This is a genomic window from Synechococcus sp. R65.1, assembly GCF_047461755.1.
Lineage (GTDB): Bacteria > Cyanobacteriota > Cyanobacteriia > Thermostichales > Thermostichaceae > Thermostichus.
Genome location: NZ_JANSHU010000028.1, coordinates 1 through 26401 on the forward strand (window position 1 = coordinate 1; position 26401 = coordinate 26401).

The 26401-nt window shown below is 60.8% G+C and carries 27 protein-coding genes, 2 tRNA genes and 1 pseudogene; 13 read left to right on the plus strand and 17 right to left on the minus strand.

What is annotated here, in order from left to right:
* Nucleotides 1-212: 212 nt before the first annotated feature.
* Nucleotides 213-1805, minus strand: coding sequence for a serine/threonine protein kinase (locus NW814_RS10185; RefSeq protein WP_414406217.1), 1593 nt, complete (start codon nucleotides 1803-1805; stop codon nucleotides 213-215).
* Nucleotides 1806-2149: 344 nt separating this feature from the next.
* Here NW814_RS10185 and NW814_RS10190 point away from each other — a divergent pair, with 344 nt between their 5' ends.
* A complete protein-coding gene (locus tag NW814_RS10190; protein ID WP_414394599.1) occupies nucleotides 2150-3109 on the plus strand; it encodes an NAD(+) kinase in 960 nt (319 codons plus the stop codon).
* Nucleotides 3110-3116: 7 nt separating this feature from the next.
* Here the strand turns inward: NW814_RS10190 and NW814_RS10195 are convergent, their stop codons facing one another.
* Both NW814_RS10195 and NW814_RS10200 read right to left on the minus strand, forming a co-directional pair.
* The gene (locus NW814_RS10195; RefSeq protein ID WP_414406218.1) at nucleotides 3117-4151 is read right to left on the minus strand and encodes a DUF58 domain-containing protein; all 1035 of its coding nucleotides are present in this window, start codon (nucleotides 4149-4151) and stop codon (nucleotides 3117-3119) included.
* Nucleotides 4152-4342: 191 nt separating this feature from the next.
* Nucleotides 4343-5494, minus strand: a complete 1152-nt coding sequence (locus tag NW814_RS10200) for a DegT/DnrJ/EryC1/StrS family aminotransferase (RefSeq protein ID WP_414406219.1) — start codon at nucleotides 5492-5494, stop codon at nucleotides 4343-4345.
* 201 nt (nucleotides 5495-5695) lie between these two features.
* Here NW814_RS10200 and NW814_RS10205 point away from each other — a divergent pair, with 201 nt between their 5' ends.
* Nucleotides 5696-6709 (plus strand): glycosyltransferase family 9 protein, encoded by a 1014-nt coding sequence (locus NW814_RS10205; protein WP_414406220.1) that lies wholly within the window; start codon nucleotides 5696-5698, stop codon nucleotides 6707-6709.
* A gap of 15 nt (nucleotides 6710-6724) precedes the next feature.
* Here the strand turns inward: NW814_RS10205 and NW814_RS10210 are convergent.
* The 5 genes from NW814_RS10210 to NW814_RS10230 form a co-directional block, all read right to left on the minus strand.
* A tRNA-Leu gene (locus NW814_RS10210) sits at nucleotides 6725-6805 on the minus strand.
* Between the two features lie 46 nt (nucleotides 6806-6851).
* Nucleotides 6852-7778, minus strand: a complete 927-nt coding sequence (locus NW814_RS10215; RefSeq protein ID WP_414406221.1) for a M23 family metallopeptidase — start codon at nucleotides 7776-7778, stop codon at nucleotides 6852-6854.
* A gap of 11 nt (nucleotides 7779-7789) precedes the next feature.
* The gene (locus tag NW814_RS10220; RefSeq protein ID WP_414394591.1) at nucleotides 7790-8599 is read right to left on the minus strand and encodes a biotin--[acetyl-CoA-carboxylase] ligase; all 810 of its coding nucleotides are present in this window, start codon (nucleotides 8597-8599) and stop codon (nucleotides 7790-7792) included.
* A gap of 9 nt (nucleotides 8600-8608) precedes the next feature.
* Nucleotides 8609-9250, minus strand: a complete 642-nt coding sequence (locus NW814_RS10225; RefSeq protein ID WP_414406222.1) for a DUF3318 domain-containing protein — start codon at nucleotides 9248-9250, stop codon at nucleotides 8609-8611.
* Complete coding sequence (locus NW814_RS10230; protein ID WP_414394588.1) at nucleotides 9247-9978, minus strand: pyridoxine 5'-phosphate synthase; 732 nt, start codon at nucleotides 9976-9978, stop codon at nucleotides 9247-9249. Before NW814_RS10230 ends, NW814_RS10225 begins: the two co-directional genes overlap by 4 nt.
* 159 nt (nucleotides 9979-10137) lie before the next feature.
* Between NW814_RS10230 and NW814_RS10235 the strand changes: the two genes are divergently transcribed.
* Both NW814_RS10235 and lepB read left to right on the plus strand, forming a co-directional pair.
* Nucleotides 10138-11205, plus strand: a complete 1068-nt coding sequence (locus NW814_RS10235) for a hypothetical protein (RefSeq protein WP_414406223.1) — start codon at nucleotides 10138-10140, stop codon at nucleotides 11203-11205.
* Nucleotides 11206-11584: 379 nt separating this feature from the next.
* Complete coding sequence (gene lepB / locus NW814_RS10240) at nucleotides 11585-12271, plus strand: signal peptidase I (RefSeq protein ID WP_414394584.1); 687 nt, start codon at nucleotides 11585-11587, stop codon at nucleotides 12269-12271.
* Between the two features lie 7 nt (nucleotides 12272-12278).
* Here the strand turns inward: lepB and sds are convergent, their stop codons facing one another.
* The gene (sds, locus tag NW814_RS10245; protein WP_414406224.1) at nucleotides 12279-13250 is read right to left on the minus strand and encodes a solanesyl diphosphate synthase; all 972 of its coding nucleotides are present in this window, start codon (nucleotides 13248-13250) and stop codon (nucleotides 12279-12281) included.
* Nucleotides 13251-13364: 114 nt separating this feature from the next.
* Between sds and NW814_RS10250 the strand changes: the two genes are divergently transcribed.
* Nucleotides 13365-13760 (plus strand): metal-sensing transcriptional repressor, encoded by a 396-nt coding sequence (locus tag NW814_RS10250; RefSeq protein ID WP_414394582.1) that lies wholly within the window; start codon nucleotides 13365-13367, stop codon nucleotides 13758-13760.
* 28 nt (nucleotides 13761-13788) lie between these two features.
* Here NW814_RS10250 and NW814_RS10255 read toward each other — a convergent pair whose 3' ends face one another.
* Nucleotides 13789-14271 carry a TerB family tellurite resistance protein gene (locus NW814_RS10255; RefSeq protein WP_414406225.1) on the minus strand — a complete coding sequence of 161 codons (483 nt, stop codon included), beginning with the start codon at nucleotides 14269-14271 and terminating at the stop codon, nucleotides 13789-13791.
* Between the two features lie 178 nt (nucleotides 14272-14449).
* Here NW814_RS10255 and rpsP point away from each other — a divergent pair.
* The 5 genes and pseudogenes from rpsP to cysQ form a co-directional block, all read left to right on the plus strand.
* Nucleotides 14450-14695 (plus strand): annotated as a pseudogene (rpsP, locus tag NW814_RS10260) (30S ribosomal protein S16); the annotation flags it as partial.
* 174 nt (nucleotides 14696-14869) lie between these two features.
* Nucleotides 14870-15130 (plus strand): KH domain-containing protein, encoded by a 261-nt coding sequence (locus NW814_RS10265; RefSeq protein ID WP_414394578.1) that lies wholly within the window; start codon nucleotides 14870-14872, stop codon nucleotides 15128-15130.
* A complete protein-coding gene (locus tag NW814_RS10270) occupies nucleotides 15127-16230 on the plus strand; it encodes an ArsA family ATPase (protein WP_414406226.1) in 1104 nt (367 codons plus the stop codon). The genes NW814_RS10265 and NW814_RS10270 overlap by 4 nt, the downstream gene beginning before the upstream one ends.
* Nucleotides 16231-16247: 17 nt before the next feature.
* The gene (gene hisF, locus NW814_RS10275; protein ID WP_414394574.1) at nucleotides 16248-17009 is read left to right on the plus strand and encodes an imidazole glycerol phosphate synthase subunit HisF; all 762 of its coding nucleotides are present in this window, start codon (nucleotides 16248-16250) and stop codon (nucleotides 17007-17009) included.
* Nucleotides 17010-17024: 15 nt separating this feature from the next.
* Entirely contained in the window at nucleotides 17025-17828 is an 804-nt protein-coding gene (cysQ, locus tag NW814_RS10280; protein ID WP_414406227.1) for a 3'(2'),5'-bisphosphate nucleotidase CysQ, read from the plus strand.
* A gap of 6 nt (nucleotides 17829-17834) precedes the next feature.
* Here cysQ and NW814_RS10285 read toward each other — a convergent pair whose 3' ends face one another.
* From NW814_RS10285 to NW814_RS10310, 6 genes are all read right to left on the minus strand, one after another.
* Nucleotides 17835-18299 carry a pentapeptide repeat-containing protein gene (locus tag NW814_RS10285; RefSeq protein ID WP_414394570.1) on the minus strand — a complete coding sequence of 155 codons (465 nt, stop codon included), beginning with the start codon at nucleotides 18297-18299 and terminating at the stop codon, nucleotides 17835-17837.
* Nucleotides 18300-18454: 155 nt separating this feature from the next.
* The gene (locus tag NW814_RS10290) at nucleotides 18455-19234 is read right to left on the minus strand and encodes a PspA/IM30 family protein (protein WP_414394568.1); all 780 of its coding nucleotides are present in this window, start codon (nucleotides 19232-19234) and stop codon (nucleotides 18455-18457) included.
* Between the two features lie 172 nt (nucleotides 19235-19406).
* A tRNA-Val gene (locus NW814_RS10295) sits at nucleotides 19407-19478 on the minus strand.
* Between the two features lie 574 nt (nucleotides 19479-20052).
* Nucleotides 20053-20829, minus strand: coding sequence for a hypothetical protein (locus NW814_RS10300; protein WP_414406228.1), 777 nt, complete (start codon nucleotides 20827-20829; stop codon nucleotides 20053-20055).
* Nucleotides 20830-20998: 169 nt separating this feature from the next.
* A complete protein-coding gene (locus NW814_RS10305) occupies nucleotides 20999-22198 on the minus strand; it encodes an LL-diaminopimelate aminotransferase (RefSeq protein ID WP_414406229.1) in 1200 nt (399 codons plus the stop codon).
* An 18-nt stretch (nucleotides 22199-22216) separates the two neighbouring features.
* Nucleotides 22217-22798, minus strand: a complete 582-nt coding sequence (locus NW814_RS10310) for a TolB family protein (RefSeq protein WP_414406230.1) — start codon at nucleotides 22796-22798, stop codon at nucleotides 22217-22219.
* 137 nt (nucleotides 22799-22935) lie between these two features.
* Between NW814_RS10310 and NW814_RS10315 the strand changes: the two genes are divergently transcribed.
* The 3 genes from NW814_RS10315 to NW814_RS10325 all read left to right on the plus strand — a co-directional run bounded on the left by NW814_RS10315 (nucleotide 22936) and on the right by NW814_RS10325 (nucleotide 26056).
* Nucleotides 22936-24339, plus strand: a complete 1404-nt coding sequence (locus NW814_RS10315; RefSeq protein WP_414406231.1) for a DUF697 domain-containing protein — start codon at nucleotides 22936-22938, stop codon at nucleotides 24337-24339.
* A gap of 88 nt (nucleotides 24340-24427) precedes the next feature.
* Nucleotides 24428-25369 (plus strand): glycine--tRNA ligase subunit alpha, encoded by a 942-nt coding sequence (glyQ, locus tag NW814_RS10320; RefSeq protein WP_414406233.1) that lies wholly within the window; start codon nucleotides 24428-24430, stop codon nucleotides 25367-25369.
* 162 nt (nucleotides 25370-25531) lie between these two features.
* The gene (locus NW814_RS10325) at nucleotides 25532-26056 is read left to right on the plus strand and encodes an NYN domain-containing protein (protein ID WP_414394559.1); all 525 of its coding nucleotides are present in this window, start codon (nucleotides 25532-25534) and stop codon (nucleotides 26054-26056) included.
* Between the two features lie 39 nt (nucleotides 26057-26095).
* On the opposite strand, the gene NW814_RS10330 is transcribed toward NW814_RS10325, so the two are convergent.
* Nucleotides 26096-26323 (minus strand): hypothetical protein, encoded by a 228-nt coding sequence (locus NW814_RS10330; protein ID WP_414406232.1) that lies wholly within the window; start codon nucleotides 26321-26323, stop codon nucleotides 26096-26098.
* Between the last annotated feature and the right edge of the window lie 78 nt (nucleotides 26324-26401).

Below are 26401 nucleotides of genomic sequence, written 5' to 3' on the forward strand. Positions count from 1 at the left end.
CCCCCCCCCCCCCCCCCCCCCCCCCCCCCCCCCCCCCCCCGCGGCCCCCCCCCCCCCCCCGCCGGCCGCGCCCCCCCCCCCCCCCCCCCCTCACCTCCCCCCTGCCCCCTCCTCTCCCACGCTGCGGGAGAGGAGGGGGGATGAGCGGAGGGGGAATGGGCAGAGCAAGGGCGATCCTGCAACTGGCAACGATACCGCGTTCACGAACTAGATCACCCCTCTCCCGCAGTGCGGGAGAGGGGCCGGGGGTGAGGGCTGGGGGGGGGGGGGGGGGGGGGGGGCGGCGCCCCCCCCCCCCCCCCCCGCGGCGGGCCGGCCGCGGGGGGGTGCGCCGGGGGGGGGGGGACTTCAGCAGTAGGGATCGGCTCCGGCTCTTTCTGGGTATCGCGGATGGTTGGGCGCGGCCAGAGCAAAAAGGCGGCTAGCAAAGCCACAGCGCCTCCCCCAACCCAGAGCCACTTCAGGCTGCTGGTGGAAGGCTGCAGAACCGTTTGGGGAGCAGCTTGTGGCAGAGGAGTATCCGTTGGTGGGGGTGCGGCAAGGCGATCCTGGGGAGGGGCAGCCGGGAGCGTGTCGCTAGCTTGGATGACTGTGGAGGGCGCTTTGGCCGTTTCGCCTTCGGTTTTGGTGGGGGAGAGCTCCGGTGCAGCTTCTGCTGAGGTAGCTTTCCGCTCAGCGATGTAGTAGGGGATCCCCGCACCTGGAGGAGGGATTGGCTCCTCTTCAATGAGCTCTAGATCCTCATCGCGGATATCCTCAAAGGTTCCTGAACCTGAGCTGGGGGGGGTGCGCAGTGGCTGGGAAGCGGAAGAAGGAGCTTTGGTGTTGGGGAGGAGGACGGTGCTGGCTTGGCTGGGGGGAAGTTGGTTGGCCACCGTCAGCTCATAGGCTTGCAACAGCCGCTCTGCCAGCTCCTGCATGGTCTGCGGCCGCTCGTCCGGGTTTTTCTTCAGACAATCCATCACCACCGCTACTATGGCGGGTGGGATCGGCTGGGGGGCTGTCTCCGGGTTGATCTCAAGGGGGTTTTCATAGCAATGGGCGTGGATCCAACTGTGCAATGAGTCGGTTTCCAAGCGAAAGGGCATGGATCCCGTCAGCATCTCGTAGAGCACCACCCCTAGGGAGTAGATGTCTGAGCGGGCATCCAGAGATTTGCCGCGTACCTGTTCAGGAGAGGCGTAACGAGCCGTGCCGATAAATCCGCCCCCTTTTTGGGTGCCTAGACTAAGGGTGTGATCCGCCAGCGTTTTGGCCACGCCGAAGTCGAGGATCTTGAGCTGAGACGTAAGCTGGCCATCTTGAAAAATGCGCTCGACAAACAGGTTGCTGGGCTTGATGTCGCGGTGAATCACGCCCCGAATCTCGCGGCCTTCCACGTTAGCTCGGAAGGTGTGGGCAAAGTGCAGCCCTTCACAAGCCTGCAGGGCCAGCCGAATGGCCTGCCGAACTGGCAAGGCTCCTTTTTCTCGGATTAGCTTCCCCAGATCCTGTCCCTTGAGGTACTCCATCACCAAATAGGCGTGCTCCCCCTCTTGGCCGTGATCCAGGACTTTGACGATGCGAGGATGTTGGCCTAAAAGGGTGCTGACGCGGATCTCTTCGGCAAAGCGGCGGCGCAAATCATCGAGCTGGGCGTTCCCTCGGCTCAGCAGGGTAGGGGCATACAGGATCTTGACGGCCACCTCTTGGCCGTTGTTGTGTAAGTCCAAGGCCCGAAAGACGGATCCCATGCCGCCACCACCGATTTCTTGAATCAGTTGGTAGCGGCCACCCAAGAGGCGATTGGTGAGATCGGGGACCATAGGTTTGCAGGCACAAAGCAGCTTGGGCAGGGATGTCCATACAATAAACCAATTGCTGGAGTTTATACCCGCTCACTCAGGGATCCCGTTTGCTCCCTAAGGGGATAGTCATCCTCAGACCCTCTCTCTGGGAGCAAGAGGTAGGGGTAGCGCTCTGGGCCACTCGCGCGTTCGCAACAGCGCAGCAATAACGACGTAACAAGCTGTTTCACTGCCATTCGTTAGATCAAAAAATTCCCAGTAAATTGTGAAAAAAAGCGGAAGAGAACGCTTGAGGAAATTTGTCTGGGCGACCCCCAGCTTGAAGAGGGATGATGGGAAAGGATCCCTGCGCGAGGTCAGCCATGGATCTGGGCTTGGTGGTGATTGCCTACAAGGAGGGGGATCGCCAGAGCAAGGCTACCTGCCAGCTGTGTGCGGAGCAGCTGCGTCGGCGCGGCGTTACGGTACTGACGGCTCCCACTGGCTTGCACCACAACCCCTACCCGGTCTTTTTGGAGGCCACCTCGGATCCCATCGATTTGGCGGTGGTGCTGGGGGGAGACGGCTCGGTGTTGGCGGCGGCCCGCCACCTTGCTCCCCATGGGATCCCCATTTTGCCCATCCAGTCGGGAGGCAGGCTGGGGTTCTTGGCCCAGTCGGAGCAGGTGCTGCACCAGGATCCCTGGGATCGCATTCAGGCAGGAGACTTTGTCCTCCAAGCCCGCATGATGTTGCAGGCCCAGATTTGGGAGCAGCCCCAACTGGGACAAGGGGCTGTCCCTGGGGAGGGAAAGCAGGAGGGCCGCCCGGTTAGCGAAGTGTACTACGCCCTCAACGAAATGTGCCTAAAGCCCATCAACCGGGAACGCCTGCCCGCCGCCATCATGGAAATCGAAGTCAATGGCGAGGTCTTGGATCAGTACCACGGGGATGGCGTGCTGGTGGCTACTCCAACGGGATCCACCTCCTACACCTTGGCAGCCAACGGCCCCATCCTCGAGCCTACCTTTGAGGCCATCATCATCACCCCCATCTGTCCCCTCAGCTTGTCCAGCCGGCCCATTGTTATCAGCGGCACGGCCACGGTGGAGATCTGGCCCCTTGCCGATCCAGAAGGGCTGACCCGCCTCTGGACGGATGGTGTCTTGGCCCAATCGGTCAACCCTGGCCAGTGGGTGCAAATTCGACGCGCTCCCCTGCCAGCCAAGCTGCTGATCTTAGAAAAAGACCTTTCCTACTTCCGCACCCTGCGAGAGAAACTGCAGTGGGCCGGCAGCCGCATCTACATTCCCACTACCAACCACTGCCCGCCAGGGAGATAGGGAGGCCTTACTCGATCGGGATGAATTGCAGCAGGGATCCTGGCTCAACGAGATGACCTGGCACCGCTTCCCCCTCCTGAGGAGGGTGAGCTAGGAGCAGGCAGCGATCTTGGGGAGTGAGGCTGAAGCCAGTAGGGGAGTTGGAGGGCCCTTGGGAGCCTAGCTGCGGGTCCCCGACGAACGTCAGTTGGGCTAGGAGGGCCAACAGCCAGTCGAGATGGGGCAGATCGGCCCCGAAAGCAGTTCGCGTCTGCAAGGTGGCCAGAGCCACGGGGTAGCCTTCTCGAATCAAATAAGTGAGGATCCCAGCGCAGCGTTCTACAGCCCGCTCTAGCTTGTTGCGATGCGCTTCAGGGCTTTCTCCCCGCGGCTGCCAGCGATTTTCAAAGCAGAGGACAATGGCCTGGGAACGGGGGCGCTCCAGCTCCCGCACGACCAGTTGATCTCGCTTGGCCGAGATCTTCCAATGCACAGAGCGCACATCATCTTGGGGACGGTATGGCCGCAGGGCGAGGTAGTCCCCCTCCTGGCCGGGCTGAGGGCGCAACTGGCTGCTGCCGCTAAAGTGCTCCCACAGCAGCAGTCCCTGGACGGGGGCAGGCTGGGGAAATACAATCACCGCCTGCGGCTCCTCGATCGCCACTGCCTTGCGAAAGAGTTCAAAAGGAAAGCTGGTGGCAATCTCAAAACCCTGCAGCTGCCACACCCCTCGCCTTGGGAAGGTGTGCTGATAGAAGGTGTCCAGCTTGGCACCAGGATCCAACCGCAGCACATAGCTGGAAGGCCAATCCGTCCGCTTCAGTCCCTCGATGCGTTCCCTCACCTGGAGGGAAAAACTGGGCAGGCGGCGTTTGCGATTGACCAGCGTCAGCCCCACCAAGACCGGCTGGCCAGCAAAGATGCGGCTGGGCAACTGCCGGCTCACCTCCAGATCCTTGAGGGTAAGCTCGGAGAGGAGGCCGCTAAGAAGAATGAGGCTAAGCAGCATCCCCAGAACCAAGTAGAGAGGATTGTTGCCAGTGTTAAAGGCGGCAATACTCACTAGGAGCGTGATCCCAACAAACCAGCCCCCGATGCGAGTAAAGCGCAGGCGGCGCAGAAAACGAACGCGCTCTTTCGATGACAGCTTTGCAGGGACAGCTCCGAGCTGGGGAAACTGGTGCAACCACGGAAATAGTTGAAGTAATCTTCGGCTGAGCTTCGATAGCACCTGAGCTCCCTCCTCCAGGGCTGCTAGGGTTCTTCTGCCAAGATTTCAGCAATGGCCAGGGCCACCCGCTCCTGTTGCTGGAGGGTCAATTCAGGAAAACAGGGCAAAGACAACACCTGGGCAGCACAGAGCTCGGCATTGGGCAAATCTCCAGGCTTATATCCCAGCTTGCGGTAGACGGGCTGGAGATGAAGGGGAGTAGGGTAATAAACTCGGCTGGCAATGCCTCGCTTCTGCAACTGCCGCTGCAGTCGGTCGCGCCGCCGCGAGTCGGTTGGGTGGGAACCGGGCACCCGCACCGTGTACTGATGCCAAACGGAGTTTCCCCCCTTTGCCACCTTCGGCAGGATTAGGCCAGGGATCCCTTGCAACAGGCGGTGATAGCCCTCGGCAATGGCCTGCCGCCGCCAGTTCCACTCCCGCAGGTAGGGCAACTTGACCGACAGGATTACCGCCTGCAGCGCGTCCAGACGGCTGTTGAGGCCGATGTATTCGTGGTGGTATTGGCCAACTTGGCCATGGTCTTTGAGGATGCGCACCTTGCGGGCCAGTTGCGGATCCCGGGTCACCACTGCCCCGCCATCCCCTGCAGCCCCCAAGTTTTTGGTGGGAAAAAAGCTAAAGCAGCCAATATCTCCCCAGGTGCCCACCGGCTTGCCTCCCCAGCAGGCCCCTATGGCCTGGGCGCAATCTTCCACCACTGCCAACCCATGGCGTCGCGCAATGGCCAAAATTTGGGTCATGTTGGCTGCCTGGCCAAACAAATGCACGGAGATTATGGCTTTGGTGCGCGGGGAGATGCTTCTTTCGAGAAGCTGGGGATCCAGGTTGAAGGTGCAGGGATCCACATCCACGAACACCGGCCGTGCCCCCACCAAATCGATGGCCTCGGCGGAGGCAAAAAAGCTAAAGGCAGTGGTGATGACCTCGTCGCCCGGTTGGATCCCCAGAGCGCGCAGGGCCAACACCAAAGCATCGGTGCCGGAGTTGCAACTGACGGTCTCCAGATCGCCGCCGCCGAGAAACTGCGAAAACAGCTCCTCAAACCGCCGCACTGCCTCTCCGCCAATGTAGCGCCCAGAGGCCAGCAAAGCTTCCACCTGAGGCAAAAGGGTCCTAGCCAAAGCGCGGTATTGCAACGTCAAATCCAGCAGCGGGATCGGCTCATCCGTCATGGTGCTGCCTTTTGGGGTAGCGGCCACAGCCCATCATCGAGGATGAGAGTTCCAAAATTGGGCCTTTTTGTAGCTTAGTTGCTGAGAAGCCGCTGGGAGCCAGACCCGCTCCGAATTGAGCCCAACCTGAGCTAGAGTAAACGCGGTACATCCCTGGCCAGGGATCCCCTAGGCTGGATACAGCTATCGACAGGATGTTCTATGGAGATTGCTTCTCAAGCAGTTCTCGGCAAAGCCCCTTTGGCCCCCCGAATTCTCGCTTTGGTGCCGGGAGGGATTGGCGACCAAATTCTTTTCTTCCCCACCCTAGCGAGTTTGCGGCAGCGCTTTCCAGAAGCGGAGCTGGAGGTGTTGGTGGAGCCGCGGGCGGCAGCTGCCTACGAGGTCTGCCCCTCGGTGAATCGGGTGCTGACCTTCCCATTTAAGGAGCAACTTTCGCTAGGGGATATCAGCGATCTGCTGGGGCGAATCCGCGAGCGGCAGTACGACGCCGTGCTCAGCCTGGGCAGAAGCTTGGGGGTCAAGCTGTTGCTTTGGCTAACTGGGATCCCAAAGCGGGTTGGCTATGCCCCGCCAGGGCCTGGGCGACCTTGGCTGACCGACCCGGTGCCTCTGAAGCTGGCCCAATACGCCGCCAACATGTACCACGACCTGCTGCAGGGGTTCGGCATTGCCGCGCCGGCAGGCTTGCCCCAGCTTCGCCTCAAAAAGACAGCCCTGGAGTGGGCTGAGCAGGAACGCAAGCGTCTGCTGGGGGAGGGCAGCCAAGATTATGTGCTGTTGCACCCTGGCGCCAGCCAACTGTCCCAGGAGAAAGGCATCCAGAAGATCTATCCCCCAGAGAAGTGGGTTAGGGTGATCAAGGGTTTCCGGGAAAAGCGGCCGGAGCTGCCGCTCGTGCTGGTGTTGGGGCCAGAGGATGAGAAGCTGGCGGAGGGCTTTCTGTCGCAACTGCCGGATCTGCCGGTGAGCCGCCCGCCCCAGCTAGGCCAACTGGCGGCCTTGATTGCTGGCTCCACCCTGCTTCTGTGTACCGACAGTGCCCCCATGCACCTGGCGGTGGCCACGCAAACTCCCCTGGTGGCTCTGTTTGGCCCTACTGACCCAGAGCGGCTTTTGCCTTCCGAGGGGCCGTTCCGCGCCGTCAAGGCCGCCAATGGGGTGATTGACTCCATTGCCCCTGAGCAAATCCTAGAGGTGATCTTCCCCGGCTAGAAGCAGGGCTTGCCATGCGGACGAAGGGACTTGAACCCTTACGCCTTGCGGCACTAGATCCTAAGTCTAGCGCGTCTGCCATTCCGCCACGTCCGCAAGAGGTGGGATCCCGCTCACCTATGCTAACCCAAGCTGGCTCTGGCTAGCTCGGCAACTGGCTTGCGGCGACCTTCAGCTCTTCTGTGGCGTCCAAAACCATCCAGCTTTGCCCTGCCGTTTGCTGCCACAGCTCAAAGTGGAGATGCGGCCCAGTCACCGCTCCTGTTGCCCCCACATAGCCAATGAGGGATCCCTGCTTAACCCCTTCTCCTGGGGTGACAGCTACTTTAGACAGGTGACCATAGCGGGTGCGCCGGCCGCCAGCATGCTCCAGGACAACCGTGATCCCCAGATCTCCCAGAGAGCCGGCACTCACCACCTTGCCGCTCAAGGCAGCCAGGACTGGCGTGCCCAAGCTGGCCCCCAGATCCACGCCGGCGTGAAACTCCGGCTGACCCTTGAGGGGGTGAATCCGCAAGCCAAAGCCAGAGGTGATCGGCACAGGGTGGGGCAGCGGATAGAGCAGTCGCTCTTTGCTGGGGGACGAGGTAGGCAAGGTCAGCGGCGGCAGCTCAGGGGTTTCCTCAATGCGAAGCTCTCCCCCTGGCAGGAGAAGGAGGCGGCGGCCGGAGCTGCGCTCCACCAACACCACCGGCACCCCACTTTCCGGCTGGCTCTCGGTAACCTTTGCCGGCTCAATAACAATTTCCCGGCCCACCCCAGTGCGGGTTGCCGCCTCCAGCGGAAGAGCCTGGCTTGGTTGAGGAGTCAAGCCTAGGGTTCTCAGGGTGTCTTGCGGCAGGGGAAGGGCACCATCTTGCAGCAGCGCCTTTGCGGCAGGGGTGTCCAGCGCTGGCCCCACAGGGGGAGGAGGGGGCAAGTGCATCTGCGCCAACAGCGCCGTGGGAGAGGACCAGAGCAGGCTTAGCCCCACGCCTAGACTCAGCCCCAGCCGCCGCAGCTGCCGCCCTCTTGCTGCCGAGCTGCTGCCCAGCCAAGAGGAAAGATGCTGCCAAAAATCGGTGGCCACCAACGGATCCCTCACTCCCAGCCACTGGCAAGAGACACTTGATAGCTTAGGCGCACCTGGTCAGGGGAAAGGACGAGGATCTGTCCTCCCTGAGTTTGTACCCGCAGCCTGCCATCCTCGGCAAGGCCCAAAACCGTAGCCGACGCCTCACCTGGGAGCCATTGGATTTGCGGCTTCACTGTCCAGGTCTCGTACTCGCAGCAAACAGCAGCAAACCCCTCCTTGAGCCAGACCTGGAACCCCCGCTCCATCCCCTGCAAAACCCAGGCGGCAATGGCGGTGCTATCCTGCCGGCATCCCAAGATCTCAGCTAAATTGATTCCCTCGGCGGGCACGGGATTGTTGATATTCACACCTACGCCGGCCACCAGCCCCAGCAGTTGTCCCCTTTCCCCAAAGCGGCCTTGCACCAGGATCCCCCCCAGCTTGCGCAGAAAAGCCGGCCCCTGCCTGTCCACTATCACCAGGTCGTTGGGCCATTTCAGCCGCAGCGGGATCCCCAACCGATGGCGCAAACTGCCGGCAATGCCCCAGGCCAAGGTTAGGGTCAATTCCAGCAGGGAATGCCGCAGGGGAGGGGATCCCAGCCAGACCGACAGGTACAACCCCCCTGGCTGCGAGTGCCATACTCGCCCGTGCTGGCCCTGGCCTGCCCGCTGGCGAGTGCTGACCAGAACGGTGCCCAGGGGCAGAGGTTGAGGGAAGCGGCGACCCCAGTCCAAGAGCAGCCGGTTGGTGGAATCGGTTACTGCCACTTGGAGGAGGTGATGCCCCCATCCCCCTCGACCCACTAGGGATCCCAGCCGCGCGGGGGAAAGCATGGCTTGAAACTAGCTCAACACAATATCTTCTGCTGGGCGCTGGGCCAGCCGCTTCAGGTTTTGGTAGCGCAGCATGTCCAGTAGGTCGTTGCCAGAGCGACCCTCCAGGCGAGCCTCCAGGTGCAGCGCTTGCCCCAGGGCCTCCACTGCCTGCAACCGCGGAACTCCGCGCAACACCAGCCGGTCCACAGCGTAGGCATCAGCAGCCAAAAGGCGGCGGTCGTTGGTCTGGTCGCGGCGCAACTGCCAGAGAGCCAAGCCGCTTAAGCCACCGGAAACCGTTGCCCCCACCGGATCCTGCTGGACCACCTCGAAGATCAGGCTCAAGCCCCCCAAGGCAGCAATAGCCAGGTAAAAGTCGATTTGCCGCGAGGCTGCCCGGCTGTAGTAGCCTACTTTGTGCAAGAACAACCCCGCCCGCTGCAAGGGGGTAAACTGCCGCCACTCGTAGGGTTTAATAAAAAGCCGCAGCTGCCGCTCCCAGGGCAGTTGCCGCCGGCCTTTGATTACGACCGTCTGCCGCTCCGAGGCCGGCAAGATCTTGACGCTCTCTCGCATGCTGGCCGGCAGCAGATCCAGCAGGCGGTCAATCTCAGCCTGCTCGAGAACGTAATCGTAGCCGTTGTCGTAGCCGTAGTACTCCGAGTTCATGCCGGGCCCACTCCTAACCCCATCGCCTGACGCATCTCTCGCACCGCTCGCTCCAACCCCACCAGCACTGCCCGACTGATGATGCTGTGGCCAATGTTTAGCTCCTCTATGCCCGGGATCCGCGCCACCGGGCCCACATTCCAGTAGGTGAGGCCGTGCCCAGCATTGACCCGCAGCCCCAGTTGAATGGCCTGTTGGCTAGCCTTCTGCAGCTGGGCCAGCTCCGCCTCCCGTTGGGCTTCCGAGGAGGCCTCCGCATACCGCCCGGTGTGCAGCTCCACCCAGCGCGCCCCCACCTGAGCAGCAGCGGCAATCTGGATGGGATCTGGATCGACAAACAAGCTGACGGGAATGCCAGATCCCTGCAGTCGATCTACCACTTCACCTAGGCGTGAAACCTGACTGGCCACATCCAGTCCCCCTTCGGTGGTAATCTCTTCCCGCCGCTCGGGAACCAGCGTGACGTAGTCAGGCTTGATCTCCAGGGCAATGGCCACCATCTCCTCTGTTGCCGCCATCTCCAAGTTGAGGTGGGTGCGTACCGTCTGCCGCAGCAGCCGCACATCCCGCTCCTGAATGTGGCGGCGATCCTCGCGCAGGTGCACTGTGATCCCATCTGCGCCTGCCAACTCGGCAATGACGGCAGCGGCCACCGGATCCGGCTCGACGGTGCGGCGGGCCTGGCGCAGCGTGGCCACGTGGTCGATGTTGACTCCAAGGCTGACCAAGGCTAACGTTCTCTCGTGGCAGAAGATCCAAAGGAATGCTCCTAGTATTACATTATTCAATCTGGGCTGCTTAGGGACAGGCGAGGCAGAAACCCCGGAGGTCAAGGGCCTATGATCGAAGACGACGCTTTTCCCCTCCGGGATCCCTGCAGGCTTGCCATGACCAATCCAAATGCCTCTTTGGCGGTAGGACACCCTTCTCTAATTGACCGAGCGCGGGTGGCGGCCCTGATTGCCCAATACCTGCCAGTGGAGATTTGTATCTACTACCAGGTGGTGCCTTTGGCCCTGGATACGGACAGCTTGATCCTGGGCATGGTGGATCCCCAGGATTTGGCAGCCCTGGACTACGTGAGCAAAATGCTGGCTTACTCCCAGATCTCGGTTGAGCCAGTTCCGATTACGCTGGAGCAGCAGCAGGAGTTCATTGCCCACTACTTCAGCCATCCCCCCAGCCCAGCAGAGGTAGAGCGGCTCCGCCTGCAGGCCCAAGCCAGCCGCACCACCCCAGAAGTCCCCGCTCCCGTAGCCGGGCCGCCCAGCCACCCAACTCCCACCCAGCCGCTGCCGGCACGGCCAACTGCTCCGCCCTCTCCTAGTGACGAATCGGAAGAGACGGTGCAGCAGTTGCTGAACTCGATGCTGCGGAGGGCTTTAGACGAGAAAGCAGAGCAAATTTTTGTAGAGCCCCAGGAGGGAGTGCTGTGTCGGGTGCGCTACCGCCAGCAGGGGATCTTGCGGGATCTGTTCAAGGAACTCTCGGAACCCATCCGGGCTAGGCTAATCGCTGCCATGAAGCGGATGATGGCTCTCGATCCCAGCCTCATCGGGGAGCCGCAGCAGGCAGAAGCGGAGCGGCTGTACCGGGGGGAGCCGCTGGTGCTGCAGTTGCGCATTATCCCCCAGCCCTCCAAAAGCGGGCCAGGCTCTCCTCCCAGGGAAGGAGCCATCCTCAGCATTCTGCGAGGAGTAGCCCTCCAGAAGTACCAGCAAAGCCAAAACCGCCTCCGCGTCTCCGAGACCTTGGCTTTGGCCCAACAAACCCACCAACTGCTGCAGCAGCTGCAAGTGGCCCTAAGCGGCACCCTGGGGAAGCTTAAGCAGTATCCCACTCCCCCTGACAGCAACTGGCCCCTGATGGCAGAGACGTTAGCGGCCATCCAGGCCCAGGCCCAGATGCTTGCCATCCACCAGCAGGACTGGGAAAAACTCACCTCCGGCAGTTGATCCGCTAGGCCTTTGGCGGGATCCCCCTGCTTTTGCTAGCTCCCCACGTTTTTGCGAACCTAGCAGTCAAAATGACGCCGGCAATAACGGTCGCCCCAGCAATAAGGCCAAGACGTTCCAGCCGTCCTCCGCTGCTCTAAGCAATACCAGATCCCTGTATAGTTTCTCGACTCGCGCCAAGGGCTTTTCGGTATCCCCCGCCAGCCAATCAGTCCGCTGCAAAATTACTTCTCGACCAAGCGCTCAAGCCGTTCTTCTGTTGAAATCGCCATCAAGTTTTGCCAGACGTTTGCCTTTCTAGTGCCAGGAAAGGGGACGGTCTCCGCTCCTGCCGGGTGCGATAATCTGGAAATCGTGCAGTCATGCGCGTTTAGCCTCCATGCCCTCCACAGATCCGAGGTCTTTGCCCCAGCCCCAGTTGCCGCCCAGCAAAACCCCTGCCAATTCCCCATCTCGCACCTGGTGGCAGGCGCAGCGGGAAAACCTGCTGACGGTGCTGCTGGCGCTGCTACTGGCCCTTGGCATTCGCACCTTTGTGGCGGAGGCGCGCTGGATCCCCTCGGATTCCATGCTGCCCACCCTAGAAGAAGGGGATCGCTTGGTGGTAGAAAAGGTTAGCTACCGCTTCAGCGCCCCCAGACGCGGCGACATCATTGTCTTCTACCCGCCTGCCCACTTGAACTTCAACGGTGCTTACATCAAGCGGGTCATCGGCCTGCCAGGGGATCGCATCCGCATTGCTGAGGGCAAGGTGATCGTCAACGGCATTCCTCTGCAGGAGGACTACATCTACGCTCCCCCTGACTACTCCTGCCCTGGCGAGCGCTGTCCTGGAGTGCCCAACCAGGGATCGGAATTTGTTGTCCCTCCTAACTCCTATTTTGTAATGGGGGACAACCGCAATGACAGCCAGGACTCGCACATCTGGGGGTTTTTGCCCAAAGAAAACATTATCGGCAATACCATCTTTCGCTTTTGGCCACCCAACCGCCTGCGCTTTTTCACTCCACCCACCTACCCTGAGCTCTCGGCAGCGGCGGCTCGAGCCTCGGGTCTATCTCCGTAGGAGCCTTCTAGCAAGGCCGCTCGAGGACGTAGTCTACCATCTGCAGCAGAGCCTGGCGCGCTTCAGAGTCCGGCAGAACTTGCAGGGCCTCGGCAGCCCGCTGGGCATAGTCGCGCGCCAACTGGCGGGAGCGCGGGATCCCCTCACTTTGGTAGACCCACTCTAGAACTTGCTGGAGATCCTGCGGTTCGGCCAACTCTCTGAGGATGAGCTCCCGCATCTGCGGAAACTCCTCTAGCGCAAACAAAACGGGTGCTGTCAGGTTGCCCTGGATGAGGTCGGATCCCACTGGCTTGCCCAGCGTCTCCGCCGACCCAGTAAAGTCGAGGAGATCATCGACAATCTGAAAAGCGATGCCCAGGTTGCGGCCGAAGTCGAAGAGGCGATCGGCTACTTCAGGACTTACCCCGCTCAGGAGACCCGCTGCCTTAGCACTGCCAGAAATAAGGGAGGCGGTTTTGTAGAAGCTTTTGGCGAGGTACTCTTCCAGGGAGACGTCGGGATCAAAGCGAGTGAGGCTCTGGCGCACCTCTCCCTCTGGCAGGTCCATGATGACCTTGGACAGCAGCTTCACCACCTCCAGGTTGTCCAGGTTGGCCAAATACCAGGCTGCCTGCCCAAACAGGTAATCCCCTGCCAGCACCGCCACCCGGTTATCAAAAAGGGTGTTGACTGTGCTGACGCCGCGCCGCACGGTAGCAGTGTCGATGACGTCGTCGTGCATCAGGCTGGCGGTGTGGATCATCTCGGTAATTTCCGCCAGGCGCCAATGCTGGGGGGTAATCTCCCCGTCGGGCGTAGTGGCCCGCGCGATCAGGAGCACGATTGCTGGTCGGATCCCTTTCCCCCCCACCGAGAACAGATGTTCGGCAGCCATGGCCAGGATGGGGTGTTTGGCGCTGACCAGCCGCGTCAAGTTCTGGCGTAAACGCTCTAGATCCGCTTCTATGGGGCCAAAGGGGGAGAGTACGGAGGTCATGAAGCCAAGCCAGGAGAGGATTTACAAAATTTCATATCCTTTCCTATTCTAGAGCACCTCAACCTGCTCGGAGAAAAGCAGGGGGTATCATGCAGACAGTCCTCGACTCCTCCTATGGCCGATCCTATTCCCCCGCTTCAGACTGGCTCCATTCCTCCACTTCCTGAAGAACCTGATTGGGAGGAAGAGTGGGAACTGGCGTTGGAGCGACCCCCTCTCTCGGGGCGGGCCCAACCTCACCGCCACGATCCGCAATCGCGGCGCAAGCTGATTCACCGCCTGGCTCGCATTGAGGGGCATGTGCGGGGGATCCGCTCCATGATCGAGGAGGATCAACCCTGTCCGGATGTGCTGCTCCAGATTGCCGCCGTCAAGGGGGCGCTAGATCGGCTGGCGCGGATTATCCTCAACGATCACATCCGCCACTGCATTCGCCATGCCGTTGAAAGCGGCAATATTGAGGTGGAACTGGAAGAGCTGCAGCGGGCTCTGGATCGCTACCTCAGCTAGCGCAGCCGTTGGTGGCGGCCCTGGGCTTCTAGCTGTTGCTGGCAGCGGGCTGGGCATACCGCTGCAGGAGAGCGGCACTTTTCAGCTGCCACTGCAGGCCCATGAAGGCCCAGTCTAGAAATTCGTCAATCTCCTCCCGACTAAACTGCATGGCCTTGCCAATTTCAAAAATCAGGGCCTCCTCTTTTTCTGTCAGCTCGTTGTTGACCACTGCCATCGCCGCCAAATCCCGCAGGATCAAGGCCCCGGCAGCGTTGTGCAGAGGCGGGATGGCGCTGAGCTCTAGGGTTGCAGTCGTCTCGCCGGCCAGATAGCTTTGAGCTACCTCTTTGTTAATGCCCATGCCTTCAGCAATTTGCAGGAAGAAGTCAGTTTCTTCTTCATCGAGCTGGCCGTCCACGCGGGCTACGGCAATGAGGGCTCTTAGGTAGAGCTGGCGCTGCTCTGCAGTCAAGTCGGTGTAGGTAATCATGTGAAGTTGTGCCTTGGGTTTCCTCTTCAACTTTGCCACGAAGATCCCCCCTTGGGGTTGAGTCGGCACTTTATCCAGGTAGGGGAAAATCGACTAGAATGAGAAGCCTGTGTTAGCGACTAGCCGGACCCAGCCTCCAGGAAGGGACGTGGAGGAGAGGCTAGGCGGTCGGTTTCCGTTTCCTAGACAACCCTACCCAGCTTGCGGAGCACCTCCAATGGTTAAGTTGCGGCTCAAGCGCTTTGGAAAGAAGCACCAACCCAGCTATCGCATCATCGCTATTGACAGTAGGGCTCGCCGGGAAGGTCGCCCGCTGGAGGAGTTAGGCTACTACAACCCGCGCACCAAGGAGACGGTTCTGGAGACAGCGGGCCTACTCAAGTGGCTGCGGCGCGGTGCCAAGCCCACCGATACGGTGGACAGCCTCCTCAGAAAAGCGGGCATCTATGAGATGTTGAAAGCCGGTGAGGGGGGCGTGGTGGCCTCGATTCGCATTCCGGCCATCGCCAAACCTGAAGCGGGGGAGGAGCAGAAGGTTCCCGAGGGATCAGAGCAGGGGGAGGAGAAGTCCCAGCCCGAGGCAGCCACGGAGGCCTAGGCTCAGCTACGCTTGCGGTTAGGTTGCGTTTTGCCTCCCATGCCGGACTACGAGACCCTTGCTCATCTTTTGATTGAACCGCTCCTTACCAGCGGCCCCCTGCAAACAGATGTGGAAACCACCTGTGGAGGACGCAAGGTCTGGCTGCGGCTAGCCTTTGACCCCAAGGATCGCGGTCGGGTGTTGGGGCGAGGTGGGCGTACCTTGCAGGCAATTCGTCAGGTGATGACAGCAGCAGCCCAGTTGGCAGGGCAATCGCTGTACATCGACATCTACGGAGAATCAGGAGAGCGAGAATGAGCCAGATCCTGACCTTCTTGGGGAAGGGGGGCACGGGCCGGAGCACTCTAGCTGTAGCAGTGGCGCGGGCAGCAGCGCAGCAGGGGCGGCGAGTGCTGCTAGTGGGCCATCAGGCGGGGCCGGGGTTGGAGATGCTTCTGGGTGGGATCCCGCTTTCCGGCGAGCCGGTAACCATTGCCGCCAACTTAAGCGTGGTGCAGCTGCGGACAACCCAGCTTCTGGAGCAGTACTGGACGGCAACCAGGGAGCTGGAAGCCCAATACGTGCGCACTCCCTTTTTCCGGGAAATCTATGGGCAGGAGCTAGGGGTGCTGCCAGGGATGGACCAGGCCCTGGCTCTGGAAGCCCTGCGCCGCTACGATGCCAGCGGTCAATACGACTGCATTCTCTACGATGGCCCAGGGGACTTGACCACCTTGCGGGCGTTTGGGATCCCAGAAGTGGCCAGTTGGTACTGGCGGCGAGCTTCCCAGGCTTTCCTCCAATCCGATCTGGCCAAAACTCTCCTTCCCTTTCTTGAACCGCTGCTGCGGTCGGTGACGACCCTGGAGTTTTCCTCGGTGGAGGAGCTCCTAGCTCGCCTGGGGGGGATGGCCAACCTTTTCGAGCAGGGGCGCTCTGCCATTGCCGATCCGCGGCGGGTGGTAGCGCATTTGGTAACGACTCCGGATCCCATGGCGATCCAGGTTGCCCGCTACCTCTGGGGCAGTGCCCAGATGGTGGGGCTGACCGTGGGTGGCCTCTGGGTCATGCCGCTAGTTCCCGGGGAGGTGTCGGCGGCTGAGTTTTCTCCTCTGCCAGTGCGCACCCTGCCACGGCGCCAGGGATCGGATTGGTCGGCGTTGGAAGAGGCAGTCAGTGGGATCTTTGCCCTACCTGAGGTGCCGCCGCCCGTAGCCATTGACGAGGGCTCCCGCAGCGTGAAGCTGTTTCTTCCTGGCTTTAGCAAGACCCAAATCGAGCTGAGCCAATCCGGGCCAGAGTTGACCATCACCGCTGGGGATCAGCGGCGCAATTTGTTCTTGCCGCCCAGCTTGGCAGGCCGGCAGGTAACCGGGGCTAAGTTTCAGGAGCCTTTTCTGATTATCAGCTTTGCCTAGAAATCCCGGGAGGGGGCATGTTGGCCAAGCGGATCATTCCCTGTCTGGATGTGGCAGGGGGGCGGGTGGTCAAAGGGATCCAGTTTGGGAACTTGCGGGAGGCCGGGGATCCGGTGGAGCTGGCGCGGGCCTATGATCGGGCAGGGGCGGATGAGCTGGTCTTTCTGGACATCACCGCCACCCATGAGGAGCGGGAGATTTTGCTGGAGGTGGTGCGGCGCACAGCAGAGCAGGTATTCATTCCTCTCACCGTAGGCGGTGGGATCCGCGACCTGGAGGGGATCCGGCAACTGCTGCGGGCCGGCGCCGACAAGGTCAGCCTTAACTCGGCAGCGGTTCGGGATCCGGATCTGGTTACCCAAGCCAGCCGCCGTTTTGGCTCCCAGTGCATCGTCGTGGCCATTGACGCTCGCGCCAAACCTCAAGGCGGGGGGTGGGAGGTGTACGTGCGCGGTGGGCGGGAGCCGACAGGCCTGGATGCGGTGGAGTGGGCCAAAACCGTGGCCGAGCGGGGGGCAGGGGAAATCCTGCTGACCAGCATGGACGCTGATGGCACCCAGGCCGGCTACGACCTGGAGCTGACCCGGCGGGTGGCCGAGGCAGTGGCGGTGCCGGTGATTGCCTCCGGAGGAGCAGGGGAATGTGCCCACATCCGCCAAGCTCTCCAGGAGGGGGGGGCAGAAGCAGCTCTACTGGCCTCGCTGCTCCACTACGGCCGGCTGACGATTGAGCAGATCAAGGCCGACTTGGCCGCCCACGGCATTCCCGTGCGTCGCTAGCTGGGGGAGGAAGCCGTGCAGGTTTCTAACCTAGCCGCTCTCTTGCCCGAGGTGTGCCGCCTAGCAGAAGCGGCAGGGCGGGCCATCTTGCCCTTCTATCGGCAAGAATCGCTGCAGGTCGAACTCAAAGCAGATGCCTCCCCCTTGACCGAGGCGGATCTGGCTGCCCACCGCCTGCTCCTCGAGGGACTGCAGGAGCTTACCCCCACGATTCCCGTCCTCTCAGAAGAAGCCGGCGGGATCCCCTACTGGGAGCGGCAACAGTGGCAGCAGTTTTGGTTGGTGGATCCCCTAGATGGCACGCGCGAGTTCCTCGAGGGCAACGGCCAGTTTACCGTCAACATTGCCCTTGTCGAGGCAGGGATCCCCATCTTGGGCGTCGTCCATGCCCCGGCGTTGGGCCTCACCTACAGGGCTGCCCAAAAGCTAGGAGCCTACAGGGGCGACGAGCCCATCTGGTCCCGCCCGCCTGCCCAGCCCCCTCTACAGGTAGTGGCCAGCCGCTCCCACAAGGACACGGAAACGGAGCGGTTTCTGGAGCGGCTGCAGCGCCGCTACGGCCTCCTTGAGGTGAAGTCGGTGGGCAGTGCCCTCAAGTTTTGCCTAGTGGCCGAGGGATCCGCTCACCTCTACCCCCGCTTTGGCCCAACCCTGGAGTGGGATACTGCCGCCGCCCAGTGCCTTGTCGAGCAAGCAGGGGGCAGCGTCACAGACTTGCAAGGGGATCCCTTGCGCTACAACAAACCAGACTTGCACAACCCCCCCTTTATGGTGACGGCTGCAGGCGCAGCCTACCTCTGGCAAGGCCTGGTTCCCTGAGGGAGGCTACATCCCCATTTCAACCGGGTTGAACCCCTCTGGAAACTTGGTGTACTCGTCGTAGAGGGCGCCGCGAAAGCGGGTGTTGGTGATGGTGGCTCCGCGCAGGTCGGCGCCAAAACGCAGATCGGCTCGGCTGAGATCGGCCTCGCTGAGATCGGCCCTGAGCAGCTTGGCCCGGTAGAGGTTGGCCCCCCGTAGATCCGCCTTCACCAGCTTAGCCCCGATGAGATTGACCCGCCGCAACTTGGCGCCGCGTAGGCTGGCTCCAGTTAGATCCGCCCCCGACAAATCTGCTTCGCGCAAGTCTGCCCCGCTTAAGTCAGCATCCCGCAGGATAATCCCCCTCAAGCTTGCGCCGCTCAACTGGGCCCCACTCAGGTTAGAGCCAGAAAAATCTCGCTGGCCAGAGGCATAAGCCTGCAACAGTTGCTTGGGATCCAAAAGAGGCTTGAGACTCACCGTTGCCATTGCTCGTGATTTCTTGCCGAAATGCCAGAAGGCGACCTTGCTCCCCTCTATCCAGAGAGAGCTCCTTTGCGCAGCTTACCACCTCTTGGCTCTCTTTTAGAGCAGCCCCACGTCCGTAGGCGAAGAAGATGGATCCCCCGCACTAACTCCTGGCATTAGAGTTGATCAATTTCGCGGCGCAGCTCTTCCAATTCTGCATCTACATCTACTTTGCCCCTGGTTGGGGCTCCAGCTTGACCTTGCTGCACAGCTTTCGTCTCACCGGCAGGCAACTGGGCCTGGATGGCTGCCTTGAGCAACCTCAGCTCCTGATCCACATCCGCTCCGCCTGCTTCTAGAGCGGCAAACTGCTGCTCCAGGCTGTCGGCTGCCAGCTCGGCCACTGCTGCGGATTGGGCCTCCAGAGCGTTTACCTTCTCTTCCATGCGCTCAAAGGCGGCAAAGGCGCTGCTGGGATCCACCCGGCCGATAACCTGATTGATCTGCTGGGAAGCCTTGGCGGCGCGGGCTCGGGCGATGAGCATGTCCTTTTTGGTTTTGGCCTCGGCAATCTTGCTTTCCAGCTTGGTCATGTTGGTTTTGAGCATCTCCACTTGCCGGGTCTGCTCGTCTAGCTGCCGCTTCAGGCTTTGGGCAGTCTCGACAAAAGTTTTCTTGCGCACTAGGGCTTCCCGGGCCAGCGCCTCGTTGTTGTTGCGTAGGGCCAACTCAGCCCGTCTGTGCCACTCCTCCGCGCTTTGCTGGGCCTGCTCGTACTGCCGCTCCAGGCGCTTCTGGGCAGCAATGGCTTGGGCGACGGCCTGCCGCATTTGGTAGTGATCCTCAGCCATGTCCTGAATGGTTTGGTTCAGGATCTTCTCTGGATCCTCGGCACTGCTGATGAGCGCGTTGAGGTTGGCTCTAATGATTCGGCTGACCCGCTCAAACAATCCCATTGGTCTCTCCCCCTCTCGCAGTTTGACCTAATGCTACCCTCGCCCTCCCGGCGCCTTCCAGGGCCTCTACTCCAGTATAGGGATCCCTGGGGCGAGCCAGAGGGGATCCCGCCTCTTTTTGCATGGGGGTGGGTTGCGTGGCAGCTTTGGCTCTTTTTTGGCTTGCTTGCGCTGGGCTGTGCTGGAATCGAACCAGCGGCTCCCACCGTGTCAAGGTGGTACTCTACCTCTGAGTTAACAGCCCCAATGAATAGGCGTGCCTCTACTGAGAGTCAGTAGTTGATCGTATCACCGAAAAACGCGGCGCGGAAGCCCCCCTCTTGAGCCGTGGGAAGGAAACGGGAAAGGAGGCTTCCGAGTAGCGCAAACGGTGTGTTACTCCAGCCTGGGGCGGAAGGGGGAGGTGGATCCCAACGCGACCAACGGAATTGCCCTATTGAACCAGCCCAGAGGTTCAGGGTTGACTTGCTAGCTGTAGGGCTACAAGGAGCCCCTGGCTGCCGCTTCGCGGAAGCAAGCTATGGCTGTGGGCTCTCCTCTCACCGGACAATCGGCCGCTTTGTGGCATAACCAACCTCTCTTGTAGGCACTTTGCCTAGGCTAAAGTTGGCTCCGTCTTTTGCCTGGGTGCTCATCAAGAGCCAAGGAGCAACTACCGTCAGCTCGACGGGAAGTGACGCCTGTGGAGATCCCTCTAGTGGGGTAGTGGAGGTGAACTCTGCTGCTAGCTATGGGTCGTGGAAGCAGGAAGAAAGCGTCAACCTGGAGCAAAAGTCCGCTTTTGTCCGAGGTTGTATGAGTCTTTCAGAGCGGGTAGCTTACAGGCGCCATTCGGCAGACTTAATCAAATTGCGAAAGTCGCGGATCACTGCTTCGCAGCGGTGAAAAAAAGCCAGCACCCAGTCCCGCAGCACTTTTTGCTGAGACTCGTCCAGCTCCTTGAGGAGGCCTTTGTAGTGAATTTGGCCACTGCGCTCGATCTCAAACTCGTTGAGCCACTCGGCTAGGGATCCCTGCTGCTCCAGCACTTCCTGTCGGGCTGCCTTCCAGTAGTTGACAATCACCGCCTTGCCCAGATAGCCACTAGCCATCTGGCAGAGACGGTTGAGCGATTGCACGAAAACCTCCACCTTCCTGGGGCTGCCCCTCGCCCCAGGCTGAGTTGTCTCGGGCTGGCTTTCTGTCAAATTGGCGCTGGGCTGGGTGGGGTTGCGAGCAGCCTCTGCCTGGCTGGTCAAAAGGCGAAAGGTAGCTAGGCCCTTCGACGCATCCTGTTGCAGCTCGGCTCGCAGGCGGTTGACTGCCAAGGTGTAAACCGGCATCACCACCTCGTCATTGACTGCCACCAGCAACACCCATTCCGGCCCCAGGGGGTAGACAAAAACCCGCTGCTCGGCAAACTGAAAGTCAAAGTAGTCCAGTCCTGGGGGCATGGTTTGCAAAACCTGAAACAGCCCTTCGGTGAGGGCCTGCTGCTGTCGGCTGTCCAAGTTCTGAAAAGAACGGTAGAAAAAAGGGCGGCCTGTTCGACTCAGGAGCGCTACCCCCATCACCCCGCGGATGGACAAAAAACTCTCGAGCGTCTCTTTTTCCATGCCCCTTGGGAGCCAACTGGGCCAACACAACTCCTATCCTGGCTCAGATTAGCCGACGCTGGCTGCAGCTAATACTGGCAGCCTAAAAGGCCAGGACGGGGACAACAACCGGCCTCAGAGGAACATCTGTAGCCTGCCCCCTTGCTGCTTCTAAGCTGGCTCTATGCGACTAGGCCTGCCGGAGACCAGAAGTGCCTTTGCCCAAAAATTCCCCAATTCGTTCTATTGCCTCTTCCAGCCGGGATCCCTCTGCCACCAGCGCAAAGCGGACATAGCCTTCGCCGCCGGGGCCAAAGCCTGAGCCTGGCGACAGAGCCACCCCGGTAGCCCGTACCAAGTCTAGACAAAACTGGGCTGAAGAGCCGCGATAGAACTCGGGCAAAGGTGCCCACAGGTACATGGTGGCCTCCGGCAGGGGCACGGGCCAGCCGATGCGGTGCAGAGCGGCCACCGCAAGATCCCGTCGCTTGCGGTATACCTGCCGCCAGTGATCCAAAAAGCTATCGGGAGCCGCCAAGGCCGCTGCTGCTCCCCGCAAGATGCCCTGGTACGGGTGGAAGTCAATGGTGGACTTCACCAACCGCAAGGCTCGGATCAGCTCGCGGCTACCGATGGCATACGCCACCCGGAACCCCCCCATGTGGTAGGACTTGGAGAGGGAAAAGAACTCGATGGTGCGGGTCTTGTCGGGATCCGCCTGCAGCGCCGAAGGAGCCACCTGGCCGTCGAAACGCCAGTCCACGTAGGGAAAGTCGTGCGCCAGCACGATGTTGTACCGCTGACAAAATTGCAGCGTTTCCTGCCAAAACTCCGGGGTAACGGTGGCAGTGGTGGGGTTGTGGGGATAGCTCAGCACCAATAGCCGCGCCTGGCGGCAGATCTCCTTTGGGATCTCATCCCACTGGGGTAGGAAGCGGCTTTCTGCCCGCAGGGGCAAGTAGTAAGGGATCCCGCCCGCTAGATGAATCCCCCCCACATGGGAGGGATACCCAGGGTCGGTAACCAAGGCAACCTCGCCGGGATTAAGCAAAGCTAGCGGCAGGAGGGCCGTCCCCTGCTGGGATCCAATCAGGGGCAGCACCTCCGTTTCTGGATCGATGACTAGGCCAAACTTCCTCTGGTACCACTGGGCACAGGCGGCGCGAAACTCAGCCGTGTCGTGGAAGAGGGTGTAGCCGTAGGTGGAGGGATCCGCCAAAGCCGCCTGCATGGCTGCCAGCGCTTCTGGAGGCGGGGGCAGATCCGAGGATCCCAGAGACAGGTCGATGACATCCACGCCGGAGCGGCGCGCCTCCCACTTGGCCTGGTCTAGCTGGTCAAAGACATTAGAGCGCAGGGGCTCAAGTCGTTGGGCAAAGGCAGCAAGCATGCAGCAAGTCCAAAGGGGCTAGGGGTTCCTGCCAGCATTGGAAGAGTTGGCTGCAGGCGGTTGCGTGGCCGCCGGGCCGCGATCGAAGATCTCGATGTTCCACTGTCCCCGACCGTTACTCTCAAAGGCGATAAAGCGCCCATCGCCGCTGATGGTGGGGTTGCGCACATCCCCTGGCACCCGGCTGCTGATGTTCTCAACCCGGCGGGTTTCGCGGTCGTAGAGAAAGATCTCCGATTTGCCCAGCGCGTTGGACACATAGACGATGTAGCGCCCATCAGCGCTGATATCGGGCGAACTGGCAGCCACGTCGCTGGAATTGAGCCCAGGCAAGTCTACCAGCCGCTGTTCCACCAGGTCGTAGAGAAAAATGGCCTGACTGCCGCCGCGGGCTGAGGAAAACACCAGGTAGCGACCATCGCCACTGAAAGCGGGCTCCCCATCGGGGAAGATGCTGTTGAGGCCGCTGTTGGTCAAGCTAGAAGGGGGGGTACGAAAACCTGCGGGGCTGCAGCCCAGCAGCCCTAAGCTCAAGCCGGCCAAGCACAGCTTCCCCACCCACCCGACTGGGCTGAACGGAATCTGGCCCTTGGTTAGCATGGCATTGCCTTTCCAACCCCTTTCTCCCATCCATCATAGCCAGTTGACAAACTCGGCTTAGGCTAGGGGCCACTCTTTGCCGTTGCTATTGTTATTGTTGAATCTGCCTCCCCGAGGCTGTTTTCCTGCTACTGGCTATGGCTTGCCGCAGCACTCTGCAGGAGGATCTCCATTACCAACAAGCCAAGCGCAGCCTGCGCCAGTGGGTGGCCCAACTGGATCTGCGCCCCCAGGAGATTGCCGGCCTGGAAGGGGAGCTGGAAAACTTGCAAGCCCTGCTGGACAAACTGGAAGCCGAGGTCATCCACATTGCTGCCTTCGGCCTGGTGGGGCGGGGCAAGTCCTCCCTGCTCAACGCTCTCCTGGGGGAGCCGGTTTTCGCCACGGGGCCTACCCACGGGACCACCCGCACCCAGCAAGTAGCTGCCTGGAACATCTGCTGGGGAACTCGTCCCCCCTGCTCTTTCCTATCCTCGGCCTCGGTGCAGTCGGTTCAGGTCAGCCACTGGCAGGGATCCCGGCTGGAGCTAATCGACACTCCTGGCCTGGATGAAGTAGACGGCGAAGAGCGGGCGCGACTGGCCCAGGAGGTGGCCCAGCGGGCAGATCTCATCCTCTTTGTGGTCTGCGGAGATCTGACGCGGGTGGAGTTTGAGGCTCTGGCGACTCTGCGGGAGGCGGGCAAGCCCATGCTGCTGGTGTTCAACAAGATCGACCAGTACCCCGAGGCGGATCGCCAGGCCATCTACGACAAGATCCGCAACGAACGGGTGCGGCAGCTTCTTTCCCCTGACGAGGTTGTCATGGTGGCCGCCTCGCCGCGCGTGCCGCGCCTGGTGCAGAAGCCAGATGGCAGCTTTGGCGTGGAGATGGAAAGCGGCCCCCCCCAAGTGGACGCGCTGCGCCTAAAAATCCTAGAAGTCTTGCAGCGGGAAGGGCGCTCCCTGCTAGCCCTCAACGCCCTCCTCTTTGCCGATCGCCTCAACCAGCAGGTCATCGAGCGCAAGTTGCAAAGCCGCGCCCAGCAAGCCCAAGATCTCATCGCCGCCGCCGCCCGCACCAAAGCCCTGGCCGTTGCCCTCAACCCCGTTACTCTGCTTGACACCCTGGGGGGGTTGGCTTTGGATGTGGCCCTCATCTTGCGCATGGCCCGCCTCTACGGCTGGCCCCTGACCACCGCCGGTGCCATGCAACTGTTGCAGAAGATTGTCCTCAGCATGCTCAGCCTGGGGGCAGGAGAATGGGTGGCGCTGTTGGGATTGGGATCCCTGAAAACCTTGCTGGGGGGATCCCTGCCCTTTGCTGGCGGACTTTCTCTAGGAGCCTACGGATCAGTGGCCCTGACGCAGGCAGTGATGGCTGGCTTTTCCTGCTACGCCATCGGCGAGGCAGCCCGCCGCTACCTAGCCCAAGGAGCCAGTTGGGGGCCGGAGGGACCCAAAGCCGCCATAGCCCAGATTTTGGCCGATTTGGACGAAGCCTCAATCACCGCCCGCCTTCGCGAGGAGATCCGCACCAAAATCGGCTTGGCCCCCACCTAAACCTCCGCCCTTGACAAGAAGCGCTGAACGACTGAGCAAGGGAGAGGCGTTGGTAGGATAGGGAGTGCTCTCTCTGCCGCCCTTTGCCATGGCAGCTCACACCTTTCAAGATCTAATCCTTCGCTTGCAGCAGTTTTGGGGAGAGCAGGGTTGCCTAATCCTGCAGCCCTACGACCTGGAAAAGGGGGCCGGCACCATGAGCCCCCACACCTTCCTACGCGCCCTAGGGCCGGATCCCTGGCGAGTGGCCTACGTGGAGCCCTGTCGCCGCCCCACTGACGGGCGCTATGGCCAAAACCCTAACCGCTTGCAGCACTACTTTCAGTACCAAGTCCTGCTCAAGCCCTCCCCCGACGACATCCAAGAGGTGTACCTGGAGAGCCTGCGGGCCTTGGGCATCGACCCGGCAGAGCACGACATTCGCTTTGTGGAAGACGACTGGGAATCCCCCACCCTGGGCGCCTGGGGCGTGGGCTGGGAAGTGTGGCTAGATGGCATGGAAATAACCCAGTTCACCTACTTCCAACAAGTGGGCAGCCAGGATTGCCACCCCGTTTCTGTGGAGATTACCTACGGTCTGGAGCGCCTAGCCATGTACCTGCAGGGGGTGGACTCCGTTTTTGACCTCTGCTGGAGTGAGCACCCTTCTCTGGGACGGATTACCTATGGGCAGATCTATTTCCAAAATGAAGTGGAGCAATCCTACTACAACTTTGAGTATTCGAATCCCGAGATGTTGTTGGAGCTGTTTCGGCTCTACGAAGCCGAGGCCAAGCGGCTAATCGAAACCACGCGGCAGAAGCTCCAAGAACAGGCCTTGAGCGATCGGCTGCCGGTGTCGCTGCTTCTGCCTGCCTACGACTACGTGCTCAAGTGCTCCCACACCTTCAACCTGCTCGATGCCCGCGGCGTCATTGCCGTGGCTGAGCGCACTCTCTACATCGGGCGCATCCGCAACCTGGCTCGCCAACTGGCAGAGCTCTACCTCAGCCAGACAGGCCGCTCCCCCTCCAGCCATACTCTGCCCTAGCTGGAACCTAACTCTTTGCCGGGCTAGGGATCGAAGCCAGGGAACCCTCTTTTGGCTATGATAGGAGATTGACATTAGCCAGCTCTGTTCTGGTGCAACTCTTTTTGCGTTAAGCTAATCAACGCTCTTAACCAGTCCACCTGACTATTTTCCGGAGAATTTATGTTTCGATACCCTGTCACACGGGTTTCCATCTTTATCGATGGAAACAATATGTTTTATGCTCAACAAAAAATCGGCTGGTTCTTTGATCCCCGCCGGGTCTTGGATTACTTTGTCAGGTCCCAACCCAACGTCGAGCTAGTCAATGCATTTTGGTACACCGGCATCAAGGATCCCAACGACCAAAGGGCCTTCCGAGACGCCCTGATCAACTTGGGCTATACGGTTCGCACCAAGCTTCTCAAGGAGTATCGGGACGAAGATTCGGGCCGTTACTCCCAGAGGGCCAACCTAGATATCGAAATTGTTATCGATATGTTCAACACGGTCGGTCAATACGACCGGCTCATCCTGTTTAGCGGCGACGGTGATTTCGAGCGGGCCATTGAGTTGTTGCGCTCCAAAAACACTACGATTACAGTTGTCTCCACCGAAGGGATGATTGCCCGCGAGCTGCGCAACGCCACCGACCGCTACATCGACCTCAACGACATTCGCCCCTACATTGAAAAGTTGGACAAGTAGTCTTTGAGGATGGGGGCAGACAGGGCAAGGAGCTAGAGGTCAGCGAGCATTGCCCCGCCGGCCCAGCTCGCAGAGGCCACCGCCAACACAGGCGATAAGACCCCAGGAGACGGCCCAGCTTTTGCCCAAAGAGATCTCGGTTAAAGCCACCACCGCTGCTGCCAGCAAGAAAGGGACGACGCTGAGCAAAGAGGCCAGAGCTCCGCTGGGATCCCAGGGCAATTGCTTTTCCCAGTGCTCCTGCAGCTTTTGATGCAGTGGCGACAATCCGCTCTGAAAGACTTATACAACGCTGGACAAAAGCGGACTTTTGCTCCAGGTTGACGCTTTCTTCCTGCTTCCACG

Coding starts and splice junctions, on each gene's coding strand:
- NW814_RS10185 (WP_414406217.1), bottom strand. CDS start 1,805: ATGGTCCCCGATCTCACCAATCGCCTCTTGGGTGGCCGCTACCAACTG.
- NW814_RS10190 (WP_414394599.1), top strand. CDS start 2,150: ATGGATCTGGGCTTGGTGGTGATTGCCTACAAGGAGGGGGATCGCCAG.
- NW814_RS10200 (WP_414406219.1), bottom strand. CDS start 5,494: ATGACGGATGAGCCGATCCCGCTGCTGGATTTGACGTTGCAATACCGC.
- NW814_RS10205 (WP_414406220.1), top strand. CDS start 5,696: ATGGAGATTGCTTCTCAAGCAGTTCTCGGCAAAGCCCCTTTGGCCCCC.
- NW814_RS10220 (WP_414394591.1), bottom strand. CDS start 8,599: ATGCTTTCCCCCGCGCGGCTGGGATCCCTAGTGGGTCGAGGGGGATGG.
- NW814_RS10225 (WP_414406222.1), bottom strand. CDS start 9,250: ATGAACTCGGAGTACTACGGCTACGACAACGGCTACGATTACGTTCTC.
- NW814_RS10235 (WP_414406223.1), top strand. CDS start 10,138: ATGACCAATCCAAATGCCTCTTTGGCGGTAGGACACCCTTCTCTAATT.
- lepB (WP_414394584.1), top strand. CDS start 11,585: ATGCCCTCCACAGATCCGAGGTCTTTGCCCCAGCCCCAGTTGCCGCCC.
- sds (WP_414406224.1), bottom strand. CDS start 13,250: ATGACCTCCGTACTCTCCCCCTTTGGCCCCATAGAAGCGGATCTAGAG.
- NW814_RS10250 (WP_414394582.1), top strand. CDS start 13,365: ATGGCCGATCCTATTCCCCCGCTTCAGACTGGCTCCATTCCTCCACTT.
- NW814_RS10265 (WP_414394578.1), top strand. CDS start 14,870: ATGCCGGACTACGAGACCCTTGCTCATCTTTTGATTGAACCGCTCCTT.
- NW814_RS10270 (WP_414406226.1), top strand. CDS start 15,127: ATGAGCCAGATCCTGACCTTCTTGGGGAAGGGGGGCACGGGCCGGAGC.
- hisF (WP_414394574.1), top strand. CDS start 16,248: ATGTTGGCCAAGCGGATCATTCCCTGTCTGGATGTGGCAGGGGGGCGG.
- NW814_RS10285 (WP_414394570.1), bottom strand. CDS start 18,299: ATGGCAACGGTGAGTCTCAAGCCTCTTTTGGATCCCAAGCAACTGTTG.
- NW814_RS10290 (WP_414394568.1), bottom strand. CDS start 19,234: ATGGGATTGTTTGAGCGGGTCAGCCGAATCATTAGAGCCAACCTCAAC.
- NW814_RS10300 (WP_414406228.1), bottom strand. CDS start 20,829: ATGGAAAAAGAGACGCTCGAGAGTTTTTTGTCCATCCGCGGGGTGATG.
- NW814_RS10305 (WP_414406229.1), bottom strand. CDS start 22,198: ATGCTTGCTGCCTTTGCCCAACGACTTGAGCCCCTGCGCTCTAATGTC.
- NW814_RS10310 (WP_414406230.1), bottom strand. CDS start 22,798: ATGCTAACCAAGGGCCAGATTCCGTTCAGCCCAGTCGGGTGGGTGGGG.
- NW814_RS10315 (WP_414406231.1), top strand. CDS start 22,936: ATGGCTTGCCGCAGCACTCTGCAGGAGGATCTCCATTACCAACAAGCC.
- glyQ (WP_414406233.1), top strand. CDS start 24,428: ATGGCAGCTCACACCTTTCAAGATCTAATCCTTCGCTTGCAGCAGTTT.
- NW814_RS10325 (WP_414394559.1), top strand. CDS start 25,532: ATGTTTCGATACCCTGTCACACGGGTTTCCATCTTTATCGATGGAAAC.